Annotated in this window: 14 protein-coding genes; 4 read left to right on the top strand and 10 right to left on the bottom strand. The window is 72.0% G+C overall.

What is annotated here, in order from left to right:
• Position 1 precedes the first annotated feature (1 nt).
• Entirely contained in the window at positions 2-505 is a 504-nt protein-coding gene (locus AB0C03_RS10880; protein ID WP_030328062.1) for a hypothetical protein, read from the top strand.
• A 30-nt stretch (positions 506-535) separates the two neighbouring features.
• On the top strand, positions 536-2032 hold the full coding sequence (locus tag AB0C03_RS10875) for a serine/threonine-protein kinase (protein WP_030328060.1): 1497 nt from the start codon (positions 536-538) through the stop codon (positions 2030-2032).
• On the opposite strand, the gene AB0C03_RS10870 is transcribed toward AB0C03_RS10875, so the two are convergent.
• On the bottom strand, positions 2019-2360 hold the full coding sequence (locus tag AB0C03_RS10870; protein WP_156057243.1) for a hypothetical protein: 342 nt from the start codon (positions 2358-2360) through the stop codon (positions 2019-2021). The genes AB0C03_RS10875 and AB0C03_RS10870 overlap by 14 nt on opposite strands.
• Before the next feature lie 169 nt (positions 2361-2529).
• Between AB0C03_RS10870 and AB0C03_RS10865 the strand changes: the two genes are divergently transcribed.
• Both AB0C03_RS10865 and AB0C03_RS10860 read left to right on the top strand, forming a co-directional pair.
• Positions 2530-3471 carry a transporter substrate-binding domain-containing protein gene (locus AB0C03_RS10865; RefSeq protein ID WP_210864890.1) on the top strand — a complete coding sequence of 314 codons (942 nt, stop codon included), beginning with the start codon at positions 2530-2532 and terminating at the stop codon, positions 3469-3471.
• Positions 3468-4682 (top strand): hypothetical protein, encoded by a 1215-nt coding sequence (locus tag AB0C03_RS10860; RefSeq protein WP_357636099.1) that lies wholly within the window; start codon positions 3468-3470, stop codon positions 4680-4682. Before AB0C03_RS10865 ends, AB0C03_RS10860 begins: the two co-directional genes overlap by 4 nt.
• Before the next feature lie 111 nt (positions 4683-4793).
• Here the strand turns inward: AB0C03_RS10860 and AB0C03_RS10855 are convergent, their stop codons facing one another.
• From AB0C03_RS10855 to AB0C03_RS10815, 9 genes are all read right to left on the bottom strand, one after another.
• Positions 4794-5957, bottom strand: a complete 1164-nt coding sequence (locus AB0C03_RS10855) for an acyl-CoA dehydrogenase family protein (RefSeq protein WP_357636096.1) — start codon at positions 5955-5957, stop codon at positions 4794-4796.
• Positions 5954-7990, bottom strand: a complete 2037-nt coding sequence (locus AB0C03_RS10850; protein ID WP_357636093.1) for an acetyl/propionyl/methylcrotonyl-CoA carboxylase subunit alpha — start codon at positions 7988-7990, stop codon at positions 5954-5956. The genes AB0C03_RS10855 and AB0C03_RS10850 overlap by 4 nt, the downstream gene beginning before the upstream one ends.
• An 11-nt stretch (positions 7991-8001) precedes the next feature.
• The gene (locus AB0C03_RS10845) at positions 8002-9603 is read right to left on the bottom strand and encodes an acyl-CoA carboxylase subunit beta (protein WP_030328048.1); all 1602 of its coding nucleotides are present in this window, start codon (positions 9601-9603) and stop codon (positions 8002-8004) included.
• Positions 9600-10796 (bottom strand): acyl-CoA dehydrogenase family protein, encoded by a 1197-nt coding sequence (locus AB0C03_RS10840; RefSeq protein ID WP_030328045.1) that lies wholly within the window; start codon positions 10794-10796, stop codon positions 9600-9602. Before AB0C03_RS10840 ends, AB0C03_RS10845 begins: the two co-directional genes overlap by 4 nt.
• Complete coding sequence (locus AB0C03_RS10835) at positions 10793-12466, bottom strand: acyclic terpene utilization AtuA family protein (protein WP_357636089.1); 1674 nt, start codon at positions 12464-12466, stop codon at positions 10793-10795. The genes AB0C03_RS10840 and AB0C03_RS10835 overlap by 4 nt, the downstream gene beginning before the upstream one ends.
• Positions 12463-13260 carry a TIGR03084 family metal-binding protein gene (locus tag AB0C03_RS10830; RefSeq protein ID WP_030328041.1) on the bottom strand — a complete coding sequence of 266 codons (798 nt, stop codon included), beginning with the start codon at positions 13258-13260 and terminating at the stop codon, positions 12463-12465. Before AB0C03_RS10830 ends, AB0C03_RS10835 begins: the two co-directional genes overlap by 4 nt.
• A 37-nt stretch (positions 13261-13297) precedes the next feature.
• Positions 13298-13903: a TetR/AcrR family transcriptional regulator gene (locus AB0C03_RS10825; RefSeq protein ID WP_030328039.1), complete on the bottom strand. Its 606-nt coding sequence runs from the start codon at positions 13901-13903 to the stop codon at positions 13298-13300.
• 661 nt (positions 13904-14564) lie between these two features.
• On the bottom strand, positions 14565-15308 hold the full coding sequence (locus AB0C03_RS10820; RefSeq protein ID WP_357636086.1) for a metallophosphoesterase family protein: 744 nt from the start codon (positions 15306-15308) through the stop codon (positions 14565-14567).
• A 114-nt stretch (positions 15309-15422) separates the two neighbouring features.
• Positions 15423-16100 carry a Crp/Fnr family transcriptional regulator gene (locus AB0C03_RS10815; protein ID WP_007466162.1) on the bottom strand — a complete coding sequence of 226 codons (678 nt, stop codon included), beginning with the start codon at positions 16098-16100 and terminating at the stop codon, positions 15423-15425.
• Between the last annotated feature and the right edge of the window lie 139 nt (positions 16101-16239).

The following is a 16239-nucleotide window of genomic DNA, read 5'->3' as shown; positions in this document are numbered from 1 at the left end:
CATGAAGCTGCCGCGATCCATCGCGGGCTGGACCATCGCGGTCTTCGGCGTGCTGGCGCTGGTGATGGGCGCGGTCGGGCTGCTCTGGCCGGAGGCACAGCTGCGCATGCTCGGGTTCGAGGTGCCGGCGACGCGGGCCGTCGGTGACCACACCGGGACGTTCCTGCTGGCGTCGTCGATGGCGGCGTTCAACATGGGCGTCTACTACCTGCTCGCCACGGTGACCGAGTGGCGGGTGTTCTTCCGCTTCACAGTGGTCTTCCGGCTGGTCACGTTCACCGTGTTCACTATCGCGGTGCTGGCCGACATCGCTCCCGACCGGTTCTTCGGGGTGGCGGCGTGGGAGGGGCTGGGCGCGGTCGCCACCGCCATCGGTCTGCGTCTGGATGCCCGACGGGGCATCCCGGCCGGCGGGTCCGGAACGTCCGAGGGTGCCGGGACGACCGCGGTCGCCGAGGAGGGTACCGGTCCCACCGGTGCGGCTCCGGCGGACGCGGCGCGCTGAGCCATCGGTCGGGTTGGGTATTTTCGAGCGGTGACCGACTCCCCGACCGGCGGCGTGCGCGTGCCGATCGTGCCCGGCCTGACTGATTTGCGGGTCTTTGCCCGGGGCGGGTACGCGACCGTCTACCAAGCCACCCAGATCTCCGTGGACCGCGAGGTCGCCGTCAAGGTCGAGAACCGGACGCTGGACAGCGAGCGCGACCAGGCCCGCTTCCTGCGCGAGGCGCGGGCCGCCGGGCGGATGTCGTCACACCCGCACGTGGTGGACCTCTTCGACGTGGGGGTCACCATCGATCAGCACCCCTACCTGATCATGGAACTCTGCGACGGCTCGTACGCCGAACGGATGCGCACCTCGCCGCTGGGCCCGGTGGAGGCCCGCGACCTGGGCATCAAGATCGCGGACGCGCTGGCCCACTCGCACGCCGCCGGGGTGCTGCACCGGGACGTGAAACCGGCCAACATCCTCTACTCGGGCTTCAACTCGGCGGTGCTCGCCGACTTCGGGCTCGCCGTCCTCGCCGAGCACCGGGACGCCTCGGTCACCCTCGAGGTGCTCACCCCGGCGTACGCGCCGCCGGAGATGTTCAGCCACAGCCCGCCATCGCCGGCCGTCGACGTGTACGCGCTCTGCGCCACCCTCTACGCGGTGATGCACGGCCGACCGCCGCGCTGGCAGTCCGAGCGCAACCCGAGCCTGGTCACCGTGCTGGAGATGTTCAACCAGCCGCTCCCCGCCCTGCCGGGCGTGCCGGACGAGCTGATCGACGTGCTGCGCGCGGGCATGGCCAACGACCCGGGCGAGCGCCCCTCCGCCCTGGAGTTGCACGACCTGCTCAGCAACCTGCCGCTCGGCTCGCCGTCGGCACCGGTCAGCGGCGCTCCGATCAGCGGGGGCGCGACGCTGTCCGGCCCGTACGCGGCCAGCCAGCCGGTGCCCCGCCCACCCGTTGAGGACACCCAGCCGACCCTCTCCACCGGCCGGCGTTGGCGGCGGTGGCTCTTCGGCGGCATCGGGGTGCTCGCCCTGGCCGCCTCCGCGACCGCCGGGGCCTGGGTCGCGGATCGGGCGCCACCACCCACCCCATACCCGTCCGCCACCCAGATCGCCGCGCCGGCGACCGGGCCGTTGCCCGGCTGCGCGACCGGCACCGGTGGGCCCACCGCCCTGCCCGAGGGCGCCCGGTGCCTGCCCGAGCTGGAGTGCTTCGGCCCGATGCGGATCCGCGGCAGCCGCGCCGAGGCGGCCCGGCTGTCCTGCGCCGGCCGACACACCTGGGAGACGTACGCCGAGGGCATCCTGCCGGTGTCGCTGGTCGGCGCCACCTACGACGAGGTGGCCGCCGCTGAACCGGTGCGGCAGGTGTGCAGCGTCACCACGTTCCGACTGACCACCGGGATCGCCGAGGTGACCGGCTGGCACCTGGAGGTGCTACCGCCGGTCGACGGCAGCATCGACCGGACCTACCGGTGTCTGGCGGGGCGCGGCGTGGACGCGCTCACCGCGCCCACGCTCACCGGCCGCTGAGGCCGTTCGACCCGCGTCGGCGGTCACGCACCGCACGCAACGCGTCCCGACTGTCCAACGCGTCGAGGGTGTCCGCGTCGATGCCGTACGGCATCAGCTCGGGCGGCCCGACGGCTGCCGACCGGTCCACCGGCTCCGGACCGTCGACCTGACGAGCGGCGGAGACGGCCACCCCGGCGACCATGGTCATCAGCACGCAGAGCAGCGCGAGAACCACGCCGAGCAGATCCTGCCGGCGCCACACGACCAGCATGACCAGCGGCGCAAGGGCTCCGAGCGCCGCGAGCACCGCCACTGTGCGCGCATCGGGTCTGGGCAATCGGCTCACCCGTCCAGCATGTCGTGACGAGGCCGGCTGTCAACCGCAGAGCCGACTGTCGTGCCGATCGGCGTCGATCCCGGCCGACCCGGCCGACATGGCCCACGGCACCCACACGGACTGGACAAGAACCGCTACTCTCAGTGTCCCGCAGGCTCTTCCGGCAGCGAGGTCGCCCATGAGCTCAGGCAGTTCGCAATCCCGGCTCCGCTCGATCGCGTCGACGCTGGCGGTCGCCCTGACTCTCACCCTGGCCGCTGCCGCCGGTTGCGACAGCCGCAAGGAACCGGAGTTGTTGTCGGTGCAGGAGAAGATGCGCGAGACCCACATCTACGGCCAGTCGAAGCTGCGCATCGGTGTCGCCACGAACGAGCCGCTCATGGGTGAGTTGCGAAACGGCCAGCACGTCGGGTTCGACGTCGAGATCGCCCGGTACATCGCGGCCTCCCTCGGCTACGAGGGTGAGCAGCGGCTGGAGTTCGTGTCGGTCGCCACCGAGGACCGCATCCCGTCACTCCAGGGCGGCACCGTCGACCTGGTGGTGTCCAGCTTCTCCATGACCGAGGACCGTAAGAAGCTGGTCAGCTTCGCCGGGCCGTACTTCGTCACCACGCAGGAGGTGATGGTGCCGGTCCGACTCAAGGACAAGATCCGCACCATTGAGGACCTGCGCGACCCGGCCTACAAGGTCTGCACCAGCGGCGGCTCCACCACCGAGGCCGAGTTGGAGAAGCACCAGGTCAAGACGTTCGTGGTCAAGGACGTCGGCGACTGCGTCGACGGCATCCGGAAGGGCCGCTACGACGCGGTCAGCTCCGACGAGTCGATCCTCGCCGGTTTCCTGGCCAGCTTCCCCAAGGAGTTCGAGATCGTCGACATGCCGTTCGGCACCAGCGAGTTGCTGGGCATCGGCGTGCCGATCGGTGATCCCGCGCTGCGCGACCTGGTCGCGTACTTCTTGCAGAAGAGCTACGAGCAGGGTCGCGACGGGGATGCCAGCCCCTGGCAGACCGCGTACAACCGAACCCTCGGCCCGTGGCTGAAGGCCGAGAAGCGCCAGCCGCAGCCGCTGGAGGTGCCGAAGCTCGTCGACTTCGACGACAAGGCGCCCGCGAAGTGAGCGCGGCACCGACCGCCACCGGCGGCGACGGGCCGGTGCCGCCGCCCCGCAGCTCCGTGCCCGGCGGCGCTGCCGAGGCGCCGAGAGTCGACGGTACGGTCACCGCAAGACCGGTCGTCGACCCTCCACCGGCCGGACCGGACGGTGAGGTCGCCTGGCCGGCCGCCGTGCCGGTCGCCGAACCAGCCGAACCGGTCGTCGCCGAGGTGCAGCCCGGGCGGGTCCGCTGGGATCCTGCGGAGCGGCGAGCCCGAGCCAGCCAGTCGTTCTGGACCGCCGTGGTGGGCGTACCCGCGATCTTCTCGGTGCTCCGCCTCGGCGTGGAGGCCGGCGGCGAGCTTCAGACCACGCTGCTGCTGGTGGCCAACGTCGGGCCGGTCAACCTGCTCGCCGGCTTCCTGACCACGGCGGCCCGGCTGCTCTCCACCGGCCTGGTCGCGGTGTTCGCGCTCGGCGCGGTGCTGGCCGTCAGCGCGGACCGACTCCCGCCGGGCGCCCGGCGTCGCCCGCTCTTCGCCCGTTGGGCCGACATCACGCCGGCCTGGGTGGTGCTGGCCAGCTTCCTGCTCGCCCTGATCACCTGGCCGTTGCTCTACCTTCCGCTGCTGTTGCCGGCGTTCGTGGCCGCGTTCCAGCTGCGCCCCGGGCGGCTGCACGAACGGGTAGTGCCTCGGCTGCTGCTGATCGGCGCGCTGCTCGCCGGGTACGGCTGGCTGATGCTGCCGACTCTGCGTGCGGCGGTGCAGCAGGGTGGCGAGTGGCTGGTGCTGGCGCTCATCGTGGTGCCTCCGCTGCTGGCCCTGTTCATCGCGGGGCCGCTGCCGGGCATGGTGATCCGGCCGCTGGCGTCGGTGACCGAGGTGGCGGTGCTCGCCACCCTGGTCTGGGCAGCGGTGCCGGTGATCAGCACACCGGTGCTGCCGCTGACCGTCACCACCGTGGGCCCGGAGAGTGGGCCCACCGAGGACGTCCGCGGGCACGTGGTCACCACCGACGACGTCAACATGGTGATTCTCCAGGAACGGGGTGGGGTCCGGTACGTCCCTGTCGATCAGGTCCGCGCCCAGGTGCTCTGCCCGAGCGAGGAGGAGTTGCCCCGCCACCAACTGCGCATTCACGACTTCCACGTCGAGGATTCACTGTTGGAGGGCATGGGTCGTCGGGTCCGCCCGGTCCACCGCATTGACGCCGCCTGCCGTACGCCGGCCTGACCCCGTCCCGCCCCTTATGCCGCGATCTTGCACTTACTGTCCCGACGTAAAGGGCATCTCACGCATATCGACGACCGAAACTGCAAGATCGGCGTGGCCGTGCAGGCCGGGTCAGTACGACTTGTCCTGGCCGAGGACGTGTTGGGCCACGAAGTTGAGGATCATCTCGCGGCTGACCGGGGCGATCCGGCCGGCCCGGACCGCGCCGAGCAGGGTCGCCACCCCGTACTCGGTGGTCATGCCGGCCCCGCCGAGCACTTGGACGGCGGTGTCCACGGCGAGCGCGGCGGCCTCACCGGCCGCGTACTTGGCCATGTTGCCGGACACCCCGGCCTCCAGGTCGCGGCCGGCGTCGTACAGCGTGGCCGCCTTCTGGATCATGAGCCGGGCCAGTTCCACCTGCACCGCCGCGTGGGCCAGCGGGTGCGACACGCCCTGGTGGGTGCCGATGGTCCGACCACCCCAGACCTTGCGGGTGGCGGTGTACTCGCTGGCCCGCTCGATGGCGTACCGGCCGGTGCCGGCGCCCATCGCGGCCACCGTGATCCGCTCCGGGTTGAGCCCGGCGAAGAGTGCCGGCAGTCCCGCGTCCAGCGACTCACCGAGCAGCGCGTCGGCGGGCACCCGCACGTCGTCCAGGTAGAGCAGGAACTGGTTCTCCGGAGACACGATCTCCATGTCCAGCTTGGACCGGGTCAGCCCGGCCGCGTCGGTCGGCACCAGGAACAGCGCCGGCTTGAGCTTGCCGGTCGAGGAATCCTCGGTACGCGCCACCACCAGCACGTGCCCGGCCTCGTCGACTCCGGAGATGTAGCACTTGCGACCGTTGAGCACCCAGTCGCCACCGTCGCGCCGGGCCACCGTGCCGAGCCGGTGGAAGTTGGAACCGGCCTCCGGCTCGGTGATCGCGAAGACGATCTTCTGGGAGCCGTCGGCCAGGCCCGGCAGGTGCCGTTTGCGCTGCTCCTCGGTGCCGTGTCGGTTGATCACGGTCGCCGCGATGGCTGGGGAGACCACCAGCAGCAGCAACGGGCAACCGGCCGCCGCCAACTCCTCGCAGACGATGGCCAGTTCGGTGATGCCGCCGCCCCCGCCGCCGTACTCGGTGGGGATGTTGACCCCCAGGTAGCCGAGCCGTCCCGCCTCGGCCCACAACTCGGTGGTGTGCTCACCGGCCTTCGCCTTCTCGACGAAGTAGCCGTGGCCGTAGCGGCGGCCCAGGGCCCGCACGGCGTCGCGCAACTGGTCCTGTTCGGGGGTGAGGTCGAAGGTCATCGGGAGTCCTCCTCGGGATTCGACGGCTCCAGATCGGCGGATGCGGGGGAGCTGTCGATGACGGCCAGCACTGCGCCCGCCTGCACCTGACCACCGGTCGGCACCGGCAACTCGGCGACCACACCGTCGATCGGGGCGAGCACGGGATGTTCCAGCTTCATCGCTTCCAACGTGAGCAGCGGATCGCCGGCCGTGACCCGCTGGCCGACCTGGACGTGCACCCGGGTCACCGCGCCGGGCAGCGGCGCGAGCAGCGACCCCGCACCCACTTCCGTCGTGGGCAGGGGAAGGCGCGGCAGCTCGGTCAGGCTCGCCGCCCCGTCCGGGCCGTCCACGAAGACAGCCGACCCCACCCGGTGTACGCGGTACCCGCGCCGAACCCCGTCGACGTCGAGCACCACCCGGTCCGCTGCGGCCTGAACCAGCGCCACTGCCGGCGGGTCCGCCGACCCAGCGGCGTCGGAGCCCGGGGCTGTGCTGCCCCAGTCCGCGAGCCGGCCGGTCCGGTCCAGGCGGTAGCGGACCTCGATCTCGTGGCCGTCCGACTGGACGAGGCGGGTGACCTGCGGGACGGCGGGCACGTTGCGCCACCCGGAAGGGAGCCCGGACAGCACCGGCGCGGTCGCCCGACGGTGCGCCGCGCCCGCCAGCGCGGCGGCGAGGGCGGTGAGCGGCACCTGCTCGGTGGGGAGCAGTGGGTCGAAGACCTCCGGGTGCCGGTCCAGGAAACCCGTGTCGATCTCCACGGCGGCGAACGCGGGGCTGCGCAGCACCCGGACCAGCAGGTCCCGGTTGGTGGTCACCCCGTGCAGCTCGGCCCGGGCCAGCGCGCCGGCCAGCAGCCGGGTCGCCTCCGCCCGGGTACGACCCCAGGCGATCAGCTTCGCGAGCATCGAGTCGTAGTGCACCCCGACCACCGAGCCGGCCACCACACCCGAGTCGAGCCGCAGCCCCGGCCCGGCCAGCCCACCGAACTCGGTCACCACCGCGCCGACGCTGAACCGGTGCAGCGTCCCGGTGTCCGGCCGCCACCCCGCCGCCGCGTCCTCGGCGCACAGGCGCACCTCGATCGCGTGCCCGGTGCTCCCCGGAAGGTCCGCCGGCAGCGGCTCACCCTCGGCGACGAGCAGTTGCAACCCCACCAGGTCCAGGCCGGTGCACAGCTCGGTGACCGGGTGCTCCACCTGGAGCCGGGTGTTCATCTCCAGGAAGAAGAACTCGCCACCCGGGGCGAGCAGGAACTCCACAGTGCCCGCGCCCAGGTAGTCCACCGCTCGCCCGGCCGCCACCGCCGCCTCGTGCAACGCCGTCCGCACCCGCTCCGGTACGACCGCCGGTGCCTCCTCGACGATCTTCTGGTGCCGCCGCTGGATCGAGCATTCCCGGTCGCCGAGCGCCACCACCCGACCGTGGGTGTCGCCGAAGATCTGCACCTCGACGTGCCGGCCGCGCTCGACGTACCGCTCGATGAAGACAGTGCCGTCGCCGAACGCGGCAGCCGCCTCGCGGCGCGCGGAGGCGACCGCCTCGGCCAGCTCGTCGGCGGTCCGGACGATCCGCATCCCCCGGCCGCCACCGCCGGCCGACGCCTTCACCAGCACCGGGAAGTCCGTGATCTCGTCCGGGTCGGTCCAACTGGGCAGCATCGGCACGCCCGCCTCGGCGAGCAGCGCCTTCGCCGCCAGCTTGTCGCCCATCGCGGCGATCACCTTGGCCGGCGGCCCGACCCAGGTCAGGCCGGCGTCGGTCACCGCCGCCGCGAACTCGGCGTTCTCGGCGAGAAACCCGTAACCGGGATGGACGGCGTCCGCGCCGGTGCGCCGGGCCGCGTCCAGGATCAGATCCACCCGCAGGTACGTCTCGGCCGGCGTGTTCCCGGGCAGCCGGACCGCCTGGTCGGCTTCGGCGACAAACGGCGCGTCCCCGTCCGCGTCCGAGTGCACGGCGACGGTCTGCACGCCCATCGCACGGCAGGTGGCGAAGATCCGACGGGCGATCTCGCCCCGGTTGGCCACGAGCAAGCGTTCGATCATCGATTGACCCCTCACATCCGGAAGATGCCGTAGCCGTCGGCACCCTTGACGGGTCCGTTGTGGATCGCCGAGAGGCAGAGCCCGAGGACGGTCCGGGTGTCCCGAGGATCGATCACCCCGTCGTCGTAGAGCCGGCCGGAGAGGAAGAGTGCCCCGGACTGCGACTCGATCTGCTGCTCGACCATCATCCGCATCGCCGCGTCGGACTCCTCGTCGTAGTCGCGCCCCCGGGCGGCAGCCGCCTGCCGGGCCACGATGGACAGCACCCCCGCGAGCTGCGCCGGGCCCATCACCGCCGACTTCGCGTTCGGCCAGGTGAACAGGAACCTCGGCTCGTACGCCCGGCCGCACATGCCGTAGTTGCCCGCCCCGTACGAGGCACCCAGGTTCACCGTCAGGTGCGGCACCGTCGAGTTCGACACCGCGTTGATCATCAGGGCGCCGTGCTTGATGATGCCGCGCTGCTCGTACTCGGTGCCGACCATGTAGCCGGTGGTGTTCTGCAAGAAGATCAACGGGGTGTCCGAGGCGTTCGCGAGCTGGATGAACTGGGCCGCCTTCTGCGCCTCCGCGCTGAACAGCACCCCTCGGGCGTTCGCCAGCACCCCCACCGGGTACCCGTGCAGCTCGCCCCAACCGGTGACCAGCGCGTCCCCGTACGCCGGCTTGAACTCGTCGAAGTCGCTGCCGTCGAGGATCCGGGCCAGCACCTCCCGGGGGTCGAACGGCACCTTCAGGTCGGCGCTGGTGATGCCGAGCAACTCCTCCGGGTCGTACTTCGGCGGCTGCGGCACCGCCGTACGCGGCGACGGGCCCTGCTTACGCCAGTTCAGCCGGCGGACACACTGCCGGGCCAGCCGGATGCCGTCCCGCTCGTCGGCGGCCAGGTGATCGGCGAGCCCGGACGTGCCGGCGTGCATCGCCGCGCCACCCAACGACTCGTCGTCGGTGACCTCGCCGGTCGCCATCTTCACCAGCGGCGGACCGGCCAGGTAGACCTGGGACCGGTCCCGAATCATGATCACGTGATCGGACATCCCCGGCACGTACGCGCCACCGGCCGTCGCGTTGCCGAAGACCACGCTGACAGTGGGGATGCCCGCCGCCGAGAGCCGGGTGAGGTCACGGAACACCCGACCACCGGGGATGAAGATCTCCGCCTGGGTGGGCAGATCCGCCCCGGCCGACTCGACCAGGTTGACCATGGGCAGCCGGTTGGCAAGCGCGATCTCGCCGGCCCGCCGGGTCTTCGCCAGCGACCACGGATTGACAGCGCCGCCGCGTACGGTCGGATCGTTCGCGACGATCAGGCACTCCACGCCCTCGACCACCCCGATACCGGTGACCACGCTGGCTCCGACGGGGAAGTCCGAGCCGTACGCGGCGACCGGCGACAACTCCAGGAAAGGACTGTCGGCGTCCACCAGCAGCTCGATCCGCTCCCGGGGGAGCAGCTTGCCGCGGGCGTGGTGCCGGGTCACGTACTTCTCGCCACCACCGGCCCGCGCCTGGTCCAGCGCGGCGTCCAACTCGGCCAGCCGCTCCAGCAACGCCGCCCGGTTCGCCACATACGAGGGCGCGGACGGGTCAACCGAGCTGTCCAGGATCGTCATAAGCCCATGCCCTTCGCGATGATCTCGTTCATGATCTCGGTGGTGCCGCCGCCGATGCCGAGGATCCGCGCGTCGCGGTAGTGCCGCTCCACCTCGGCGTCGCGCAGGTAGCCGAAGCCGCCGTGCAGCTGCAACGCCTGGTCGACGACGTGGTCGCAGGCGGCCACCGCCATGTTCTTGGCCATCGCCACCTCGGTCACCACCGGCTCGCCGGCAGCCACCCGAGCGGCGACGTCGTGCACGTACGACCGGGCCGCCTCGGTGCGGGTGTGCATCTCGGCCAACCGGTGCCTGATCAGCTGCCGGCTGGCCAGCGGACGCCCGAAGGTCTCCCGGTCCCGGCACCAACGCACCGCCAGCTCGACGCAGCGCTGCGCGGTCGCGTACGCCTGGGTCGCCAGCGACAGCCGTTCCGCAGCGAAGTGCTGCATGATCGCCAGGAAGCCGGTGTTCTCCGCGCCGATCCGGTTGGCGACCGGCACCCGCACGTCAGCGAAGGACAACTCGGCGGTGTCCGAACAGTGCCAGCCCAGCTTCTCCAACCGGCGTCCCACGGTGAACCCGGGCGACCCCTTGTCGATGACCAGCAGGGTGAGTTCACCGCTGCCGGGGAAGTCGGTACACACGGCGGTGGTCACGAAGTCGGCCCGGTGGCCGCTGGTGATGTACGTCTTCGACCCGTTCACCACGTAGTGGTCGCCGTCGCGGCGGGCGGTGGTGCGGATGCCCGCCACGTCCGAACCGCCGTCCGGCTCGGTGATGGCCAGCGCCCCGATCATCGTGCCGGACAGGGTGGGCCGGACGTACCGCTCGATCAGGCTGTCGTCGGCTGGGGACGCGGTGCCGCCGAGCCGACCGCCCAGCGAGCCGCCGGTGCGGGCACCGGCCGTCGCGACCATGTGCGGCAACGCGATCCCGTGCGTGAACAGGGCCGCCACCAGCCCGGACGAGCCGCCGGAGCGGATCAGCTCCTCGGTCACGATGATCGAGTCGAGGAGGTCACCGCCGCTGCCACCGACCGACTCCGGGAAGCCGATGCCGAGCAGGCCGAGCTTCGCGGCGGTCGCGTGCAACGCCCGGGGCACCTCGCCGGCCCGCTCCCAGTCGTCCAGGTGCGGCAACACCTCCCGGGTCACGAACGCCCGGGTCAGTTCGCGCAGTTGCCGGCGCTCCGGGGTGTCCACGATGCTCACGGCGCCTCCGTCGACAGGTCGGCCGGAAGGTCGACGATCCGGGCGCGCAGCAGTTCGCCGAGCGCCTTGGCCTGTGGGTCGAACCGGGTGGACGCGGCCACCCCCGCGCCGAGCAGGCCCTCGATCACGAAGTTGACAGCGCGCAGGTTCGACAACTCGTAGCGCCGCACGGTCAGCGGCGCGGTCTCCGGCAGTAGTTCGGCCAGCCGGTCGACTGTCAGCCAGGCCCGCAGCCAGGCGTACCCGGCGTCGGAACGCGCCCAGACACCGAGGTTGGCATCCCCGCCCTTGTCCCCGGAGCGCGCGCCGACCACCTCGCCGAGCGCCCCGCGCCGGGTCGGGCCGTCGACCGCCACCTCGCCACCCGAGGCGGGCTCGTCCTGCGCTGTGGGGGCGGTGCGGATCGGCGGGGCGATCGGCACCCGCTCGCCACCGGGCAGCACCGCGACCTGCGCCACCGCGTCCTGCGGCACCGCGTCGGCGGTGAAGACGCCGTACGGTGTCGCGTCGCCGGGCACCGTGGTCAGGGTGCAGCCCGGGTACGAGGCCAGGGCCAACTCCACCGCGGCGGCCGAGAACGCCCGACCGGCCCGCGTCTTGTCGCCGTCACGCAGGTGTACGTGCAGCAGGGCGCTGGCCGCCTCGGTGTCGGCGGCGTTCTCGTGGTCGGTGCGGGCCAGCGTGAACTCCAGCCCGTCAGCGCCCACCGCCTCCTCGATCTGCCCCCGGACCAGTGCCGCCTTCGCCTCGATGTGCAGACCGCAGAGGACGAACGTCATCGAGTTGCGGAAGCCGCCGAGGTTGTTGACGCCCACCTTGAGGGTTGGCGGTGGCGGCGTGCCCCGTACGCCGGAGACCCGGACCCGGTCCGGCCCGTCGGGGTGCAGCGCCACGGTGTCCAGTCGGGTGACCACGTCCGGCCCGAGATAGGACGGCCCGCCGATCTCGTAGAGCAGTTGGGCGGTGACCGTCTCCACGGTGACCGCGCCACCGGTGCCCGGATGCTTGGTGACCACCGACGAGCCGTCGGAGTGCACCTCGACGATCGGGAACCCGGGCCGGTGACCGCCGTCGGGCAGTTCGGTGAAGAAGCTGAAGTTGCCGCCGGTGACCTGTGCGCCGCACTCGACGAGGTGCCCCGCGACGGTGGCCCCGGCCAGCTCGTCGAGGTCGTCGCGGCCCCACCCGTACCGGGCGACGGCCGGGCCGACCACCAGCGACGCGTCGGTGACCCGGCCGGTGACCACCACGTCGGCACCCGCGTCCAGGCAGGCGGCGATCCCGAACGCGCCGAGGTAGGCGTTAGCGCTCAACGCGTCCGGCCGCTGGATCGTGTCGCCCTCGACGTATCCGATCCGGGCCGGCAGGCCGAGCCGGTTGGCGAGCTTCTCGATGGCCGCGGCCAGGCCGGCCGGGTTCAACCCGCCGGCGTTGGTCACGATCCGCACCCCTCGGTCGAGGGCGGTGCCGAGGCAGGTCTCCAGTTGCCGCAGGAACGTCTTCGCGTAGCCCAGGTCGCTGTCGCGGAGACGATCCCGGGCCAGGATCAGCATGGTCAACTCGGCCAGGTAGTCGCCGGTCAGCACGTCCAGCTCACCGCCGTCGAGCATCTCCCGCCAGGCGGTGAACCGGTCGCCGTAGAAGCCGGAGGCGTTGCCGACACGGATCATGCCCGTACCCCGTTCCCGCCAGCCGGCTTGCGGCCGTCACCCGGCGGCCCGGCGAAGGCCTGTGCCACGTCGAGCCAGTCGTCGGCGACCGGCCCGGTGGCGACCAGTGCGAGGTCCGCACGGTGTCGGCGCTGGGTGACCAGCTGGCAGAAGTCCCGGGCCGGGCCGGTGACCCGGTCGGCGGCGTCCGCCGGGCCCCAGCTCCACGTGTCGCCGCCGGGCCCGACCAGCTCGACCCGGACCGGCGCCGTCGGCGCCTCCCGGCCGTGCGCGATGAAACCGTGCCCGAGGGTACGCACGCCCAGGTGCGCCACGTGCCGAAGCCGGTCGCTGTCGGGGCGGACCACGCCGAGGGCGTCGGCGACGTCCCCGCCGTGTGCCCAGGTCTCCATGAGCCGGGCGGTGGCCATCGAGGTGGCCGACATCCGGGTGCCGTACCAGGGCAGTTTGTCACCGGCCGGAACGGCGGCCAGCGCGTCGACGAGCGCGGTTCGTCCGGCCCGCCAGCGGGCGAGCAGCTCGGCCGGCGGTGCCAGGAACTCCTCGGCCCCCGCGTCGACCATCCGCGTCACGTCCGGCGCGGAGGTCACCGTCGCGTAGAACGCCTCCGCGTCGGTGGCGGCCAACAGTGCCACGTGGTCGGTCCAGGCGAGGTGTGCGATCTGATGCCCGATGCTCCAGCCCGGCGCGGGGGTCGGCCTCGCCCAGTCGGCTGCGGGCAGTGTGGCCACCAGGGCGTCCAGCTGGGCGGACTCGTCGGCCAGGTCCGTGAGCAGGTCGCTGAGGTCGACCATGGTGCCTCCGGTCGGTGGGGGCCGGTGCGGCCGGCGGTCAGGGGGTGAGCAGAGTGGTGAGCTGGCGCTTCCAGGTGGTCAGCAGGGCGGCCCGGCGGGCCGAGTCGTCGCTGAGCAGGTTGGCCACCCCGAGCCCGCGGAGCAGGTCGAGGGTGGCCTGCACCGCTTCGCGGACGCCGGGTCGACGCTCGTCGACACCGAGCAGGGCGACGGTGAGCCGGTGCATCTCCCGCCCGACCGTCGCCTCCAGCGGCACCAGGGCGTCGCGGAGTTCCCGGTCGGTGCGGGCGGCGACCCAGAGCTCGAGCGCGGCCACGAAAAGCGGACCGGTGAACGCCACGGCGAGCAGGTCGACGACCCGGTCCAACCGTTGTGGGCCAGCAGGCAACGCTTCGGCCTCGGTGCGCAACTCGTCGGCCCGACGCTCGGCCAGGTGAGCCACGGCGGCCGTGACCAGCGCCGCCTTCGTCGGGTAGTGGTGCAGCTGAGCCCCACGGGAAACACCGGCCCGCGCCGCGACGACGGTGGTCGTGGTGCCGGACCAACCGTGCTCGATCAGGCAGTCGACGGTCGCCTCCAGCAGCCGGGCCTGGGTGGCGCGGCTGCGTTCCTGCTGGGGGACACGCGTCGATGCGGGGGGCACGCGAACAGCCTGGGGCCTACGAAACAAACAGTCAAGACTGACTTTTTCTAGGCCCGTGTCGCTCGGGCGCGAGCCGGGCGGGCTCGGGCCCCGCAAAGGGCGCAGTGGACGGGTGACGGGACTTCGGGTGGGTCATGGTGGCGCCGCCCAGGAGACGGCATGGGGGCAGTGGCCTCGCTTTGGAGCTGATGTCACAAACGAATCACCCGTCGGCCCCGCTGCCTGCTGCCTGCTGCCCATTGCCCATTGCCCGTTGCTGATGCCTGATGCCCACTGCCCGTCGCCCACTGGCCTTGCCTTGGATCGGCCTGCCGATCGCCGACCGCTGATGCCGCAAACGATTCAGCTCCAAAGGGCCCCTGACCCGTAATCGGAGTGCTGCCGGCGTGGCCCGTCGGATGCCTGCTCGGCGACCGCCGGACGCCGTGTCAGCGGCTGTCGGGCGGTCTTCCCAGCGACGGGCCGCCAGCTGTGCGCCGTCTCGGGCCGCCAGCTCTGCGCCGTCGGGCCGTCGGCTGTGCGCCGTCTCGGGCCGTCGGCTGTGCGCCGTCTTGCGCCGTCGGCTGTGCGCCGTCGGGCCGCCAGTTCTGCGCCGTCGGCCGTCGGCTCCATGCCTCGGCCCGCCGCCGTTGCGCCGCCGTTGCGCCGTCAGGCTGCCGGCTCAGCGGCCGTCGCGGGGGCCGAAGACGGTCAGCGCGTCGGCGTCGCTGTGTCGGGAGCGCAGGTACTCGTCGGCCCAGGCGGCGGCATCGGGGAAGGTCGACTCCGCTGCCACCCGCGCGCAGGCGGCGTCCATGTCGAAGGCGGTGCGGCGCAGTTGGACGCCCGGCCCGAGCAGCGCCCACCACGCCCCCGCGCCCCCGTATGGCATGCCGATGCTGCCCGGGTTCACCACCAGCCGCCGGTCGACCAGCCGGGTGAAGGGCATGTGCGTGTGGCCGCAGACCACCGTGGAAACCTCGGCGGGAAGACCGTCGAACACCTCCGTCCAGCGGCCCAACCGGGAGTCGACGAGCACTACCTCCTCGTCGTCGCGGGGCGTTGCGTGGCAGAACAGCGTCGGCCCGAGGCCGTCGACCTCCAACGTCACCGTCGCCGGCAGCGCGCCCAGCCGGGCCACCTGGTCGTCACGCAGTTGCCCGGCGGCCCAGTTCGACACCTCGATCGACGCGGGATGCCCGGCCCGGGCCTCAACCAGCTCGCGATCGGCGTTGCCACCGACCCAGCACACCCGGTCGCCAAGGTCGGCGAGCACGTCCAGCACCTCGACCGGTTGCGGACCCGCGGCGATGTCACCGGTGAGCACGATCAGATCGGCGGTGGCGACGTCCGGCTCAGCCAGTACGGCCTCCAGCGCCGGCAGAACACCATGGATGTCGGAGAGCACCGCAACACGGTTCACCATGGCCCCACCCTCACCGCTGGCACCGCCCCGGGGCCAGCGATTCTGCGCCAGGCAGATGGCAAACGTCCCCGCCTGCGGCCGGCACCGGCCGCAGGCGGGGACGTGCTGTGCCGCTCAGACGCGGGCGCGACGGGCCAGGCGCTCCGGGTCCAGAATGATGATGCTCTTGCCGTCCAGGCGCAGCCAGCCGCGCGAGGCGAAGTCGGCCAGCGCCTTGTTGACGGTCTCCCGGGAGGCGCCGACGAGTTGGGCGATCTCCTCCTGGGTGAGGTCGTGGGTCACCCGCAGAACGCCACCGTCGCGGGTGCCGAAGCGACCCGCCATCTGCAGCAGGTTCTTGGCGACCCGGCCCGGCACGTCCGTGAAGATCAGGTCGGCGAGCGAGTCGTTGGTCCGGCGCAGTCGACGGGCCAACACCCGGAGCAACTGCTCGGCGATCTCCGGGCGATTGTTGAGCCACGGCCGCAGCGCCTGCTTACGCAGCCGCACCAGCCGGGTGTCGGTCACCGCGGTAGCGGTCGCCGTACGCGGACCCGGGTCGAAGAGCGACAGCTCACCGACCATGTCCGACGGCCCCATCACCGCGATCAGGTTCTGCCGGCCGTCCGCCGCGCGGCGACCAACCTTGATCTTCCCGGACAGCAGGATGTAGAGGCTGTCACCGGGCTCGCCCTCATTGAAGACGATCTCGCCCTTGCGGACCTCGATCGTCTCCATCTCCTTGGCAAGCGCCTCGGCAGCTTCCGGGTCAACACCCTGGAAGATCCCGCTGCGGGCCAGTACCTCGTCCATTGCGCACCTCCGGTTGCGCGTGCCGTCCGTCGGCCGGGGCCGCCGTCCGCTGATCCCCTCGCGCGCCGCCAAGTCTAGGCGCACGTGAGCATGAATCAGAGGTCGCCCCTGGAATCTTGATCGTTGGGCGTAACCTGCC

The sequence above is a fragment of the Micromonospora parva genome (assembly GCF_040649675.1).
GTDB classification, from domain to species: Bacteria; Actinomycetota; Actinomycetes; order Mycobacteriales; family Micromonosporaceae; genus Micromonospora; species Micromonospora parva.
The sequence above is the reverse complement of the archived record's forward strand: the minus strand, read 5'-3'. Positions and strand labels throughout refer to the sequence as shown.

Excerpts from the sequence above, each read along its gene's own strand:
- AB0C03_RS10835 (WP_357636089.1), bottom strand. The coding sequence starts at position 12,466 with ATGATCCGTGTCGGCAACGCCTCCGGCTTCTACGGCGACCGGTTCACC.
- AB0C03_RS10815 (WP_007466162.1), bottom strand. The coding sequence starts at position 16,100 with ATGGACGAGGTACTGGCCCGCAGCGGGATCTTCCAGGGTGTTGACCCG.
- AB0C03_RS10865 (WP_210864890.1), top strand. The coding sequence starts at position 2,530 with ATGAGCTCAGGCAGTTCGCAATCCCGGCTCCGCTCGATCGCGTCGACG.
- AB0C03_RS10850 (WP_357636093.1), bottom strand. The coding sequence starts at position 7,990 with ATGATCGAACGCTTGCTCGTGGCCAACCGGGGCGAGATCGCCCGTCGG.
- AB0C03_RS10845 (WP_030328048.1), bottom strand. The coding sequence starts at position 9,603 with ATGACGATCCTGGACAGCTCGGTTGACCCGTCCGCGCCCTCGTATGTG.
- AB0C03_RS10880 (WP_030328062.1), top strand. The coding sequence starts at position 2 with ATGAAGCTGCCGCGATCCATCGCGGGCTGGACCATCGCGGTCTTCGGC.
- AB0C03_RS10855 (WP_357636096.1), bottom strand. The coding sequence starts at position 5,957 with ATGACCTTCGACCTCACCCCCGAACAGGACCAGTTGCGCGACGCCGTG.
- AB0C03_RS10830 (WP_030328041.1), bottom strand. The coding sequence starts at position 13,260 with ATGGTCGACCTCAGCGACCTGCTCACGGACCTGGCCGACGAGTCCGCC.
- AB0C03_RS10820 (WP_357636086.1), bottom strand. The coding sequence starts at position 15,308 with ATGGTGAACCGTGTTGCGGTGCTCTCCGACATCCATGGTGTTCTGCCG.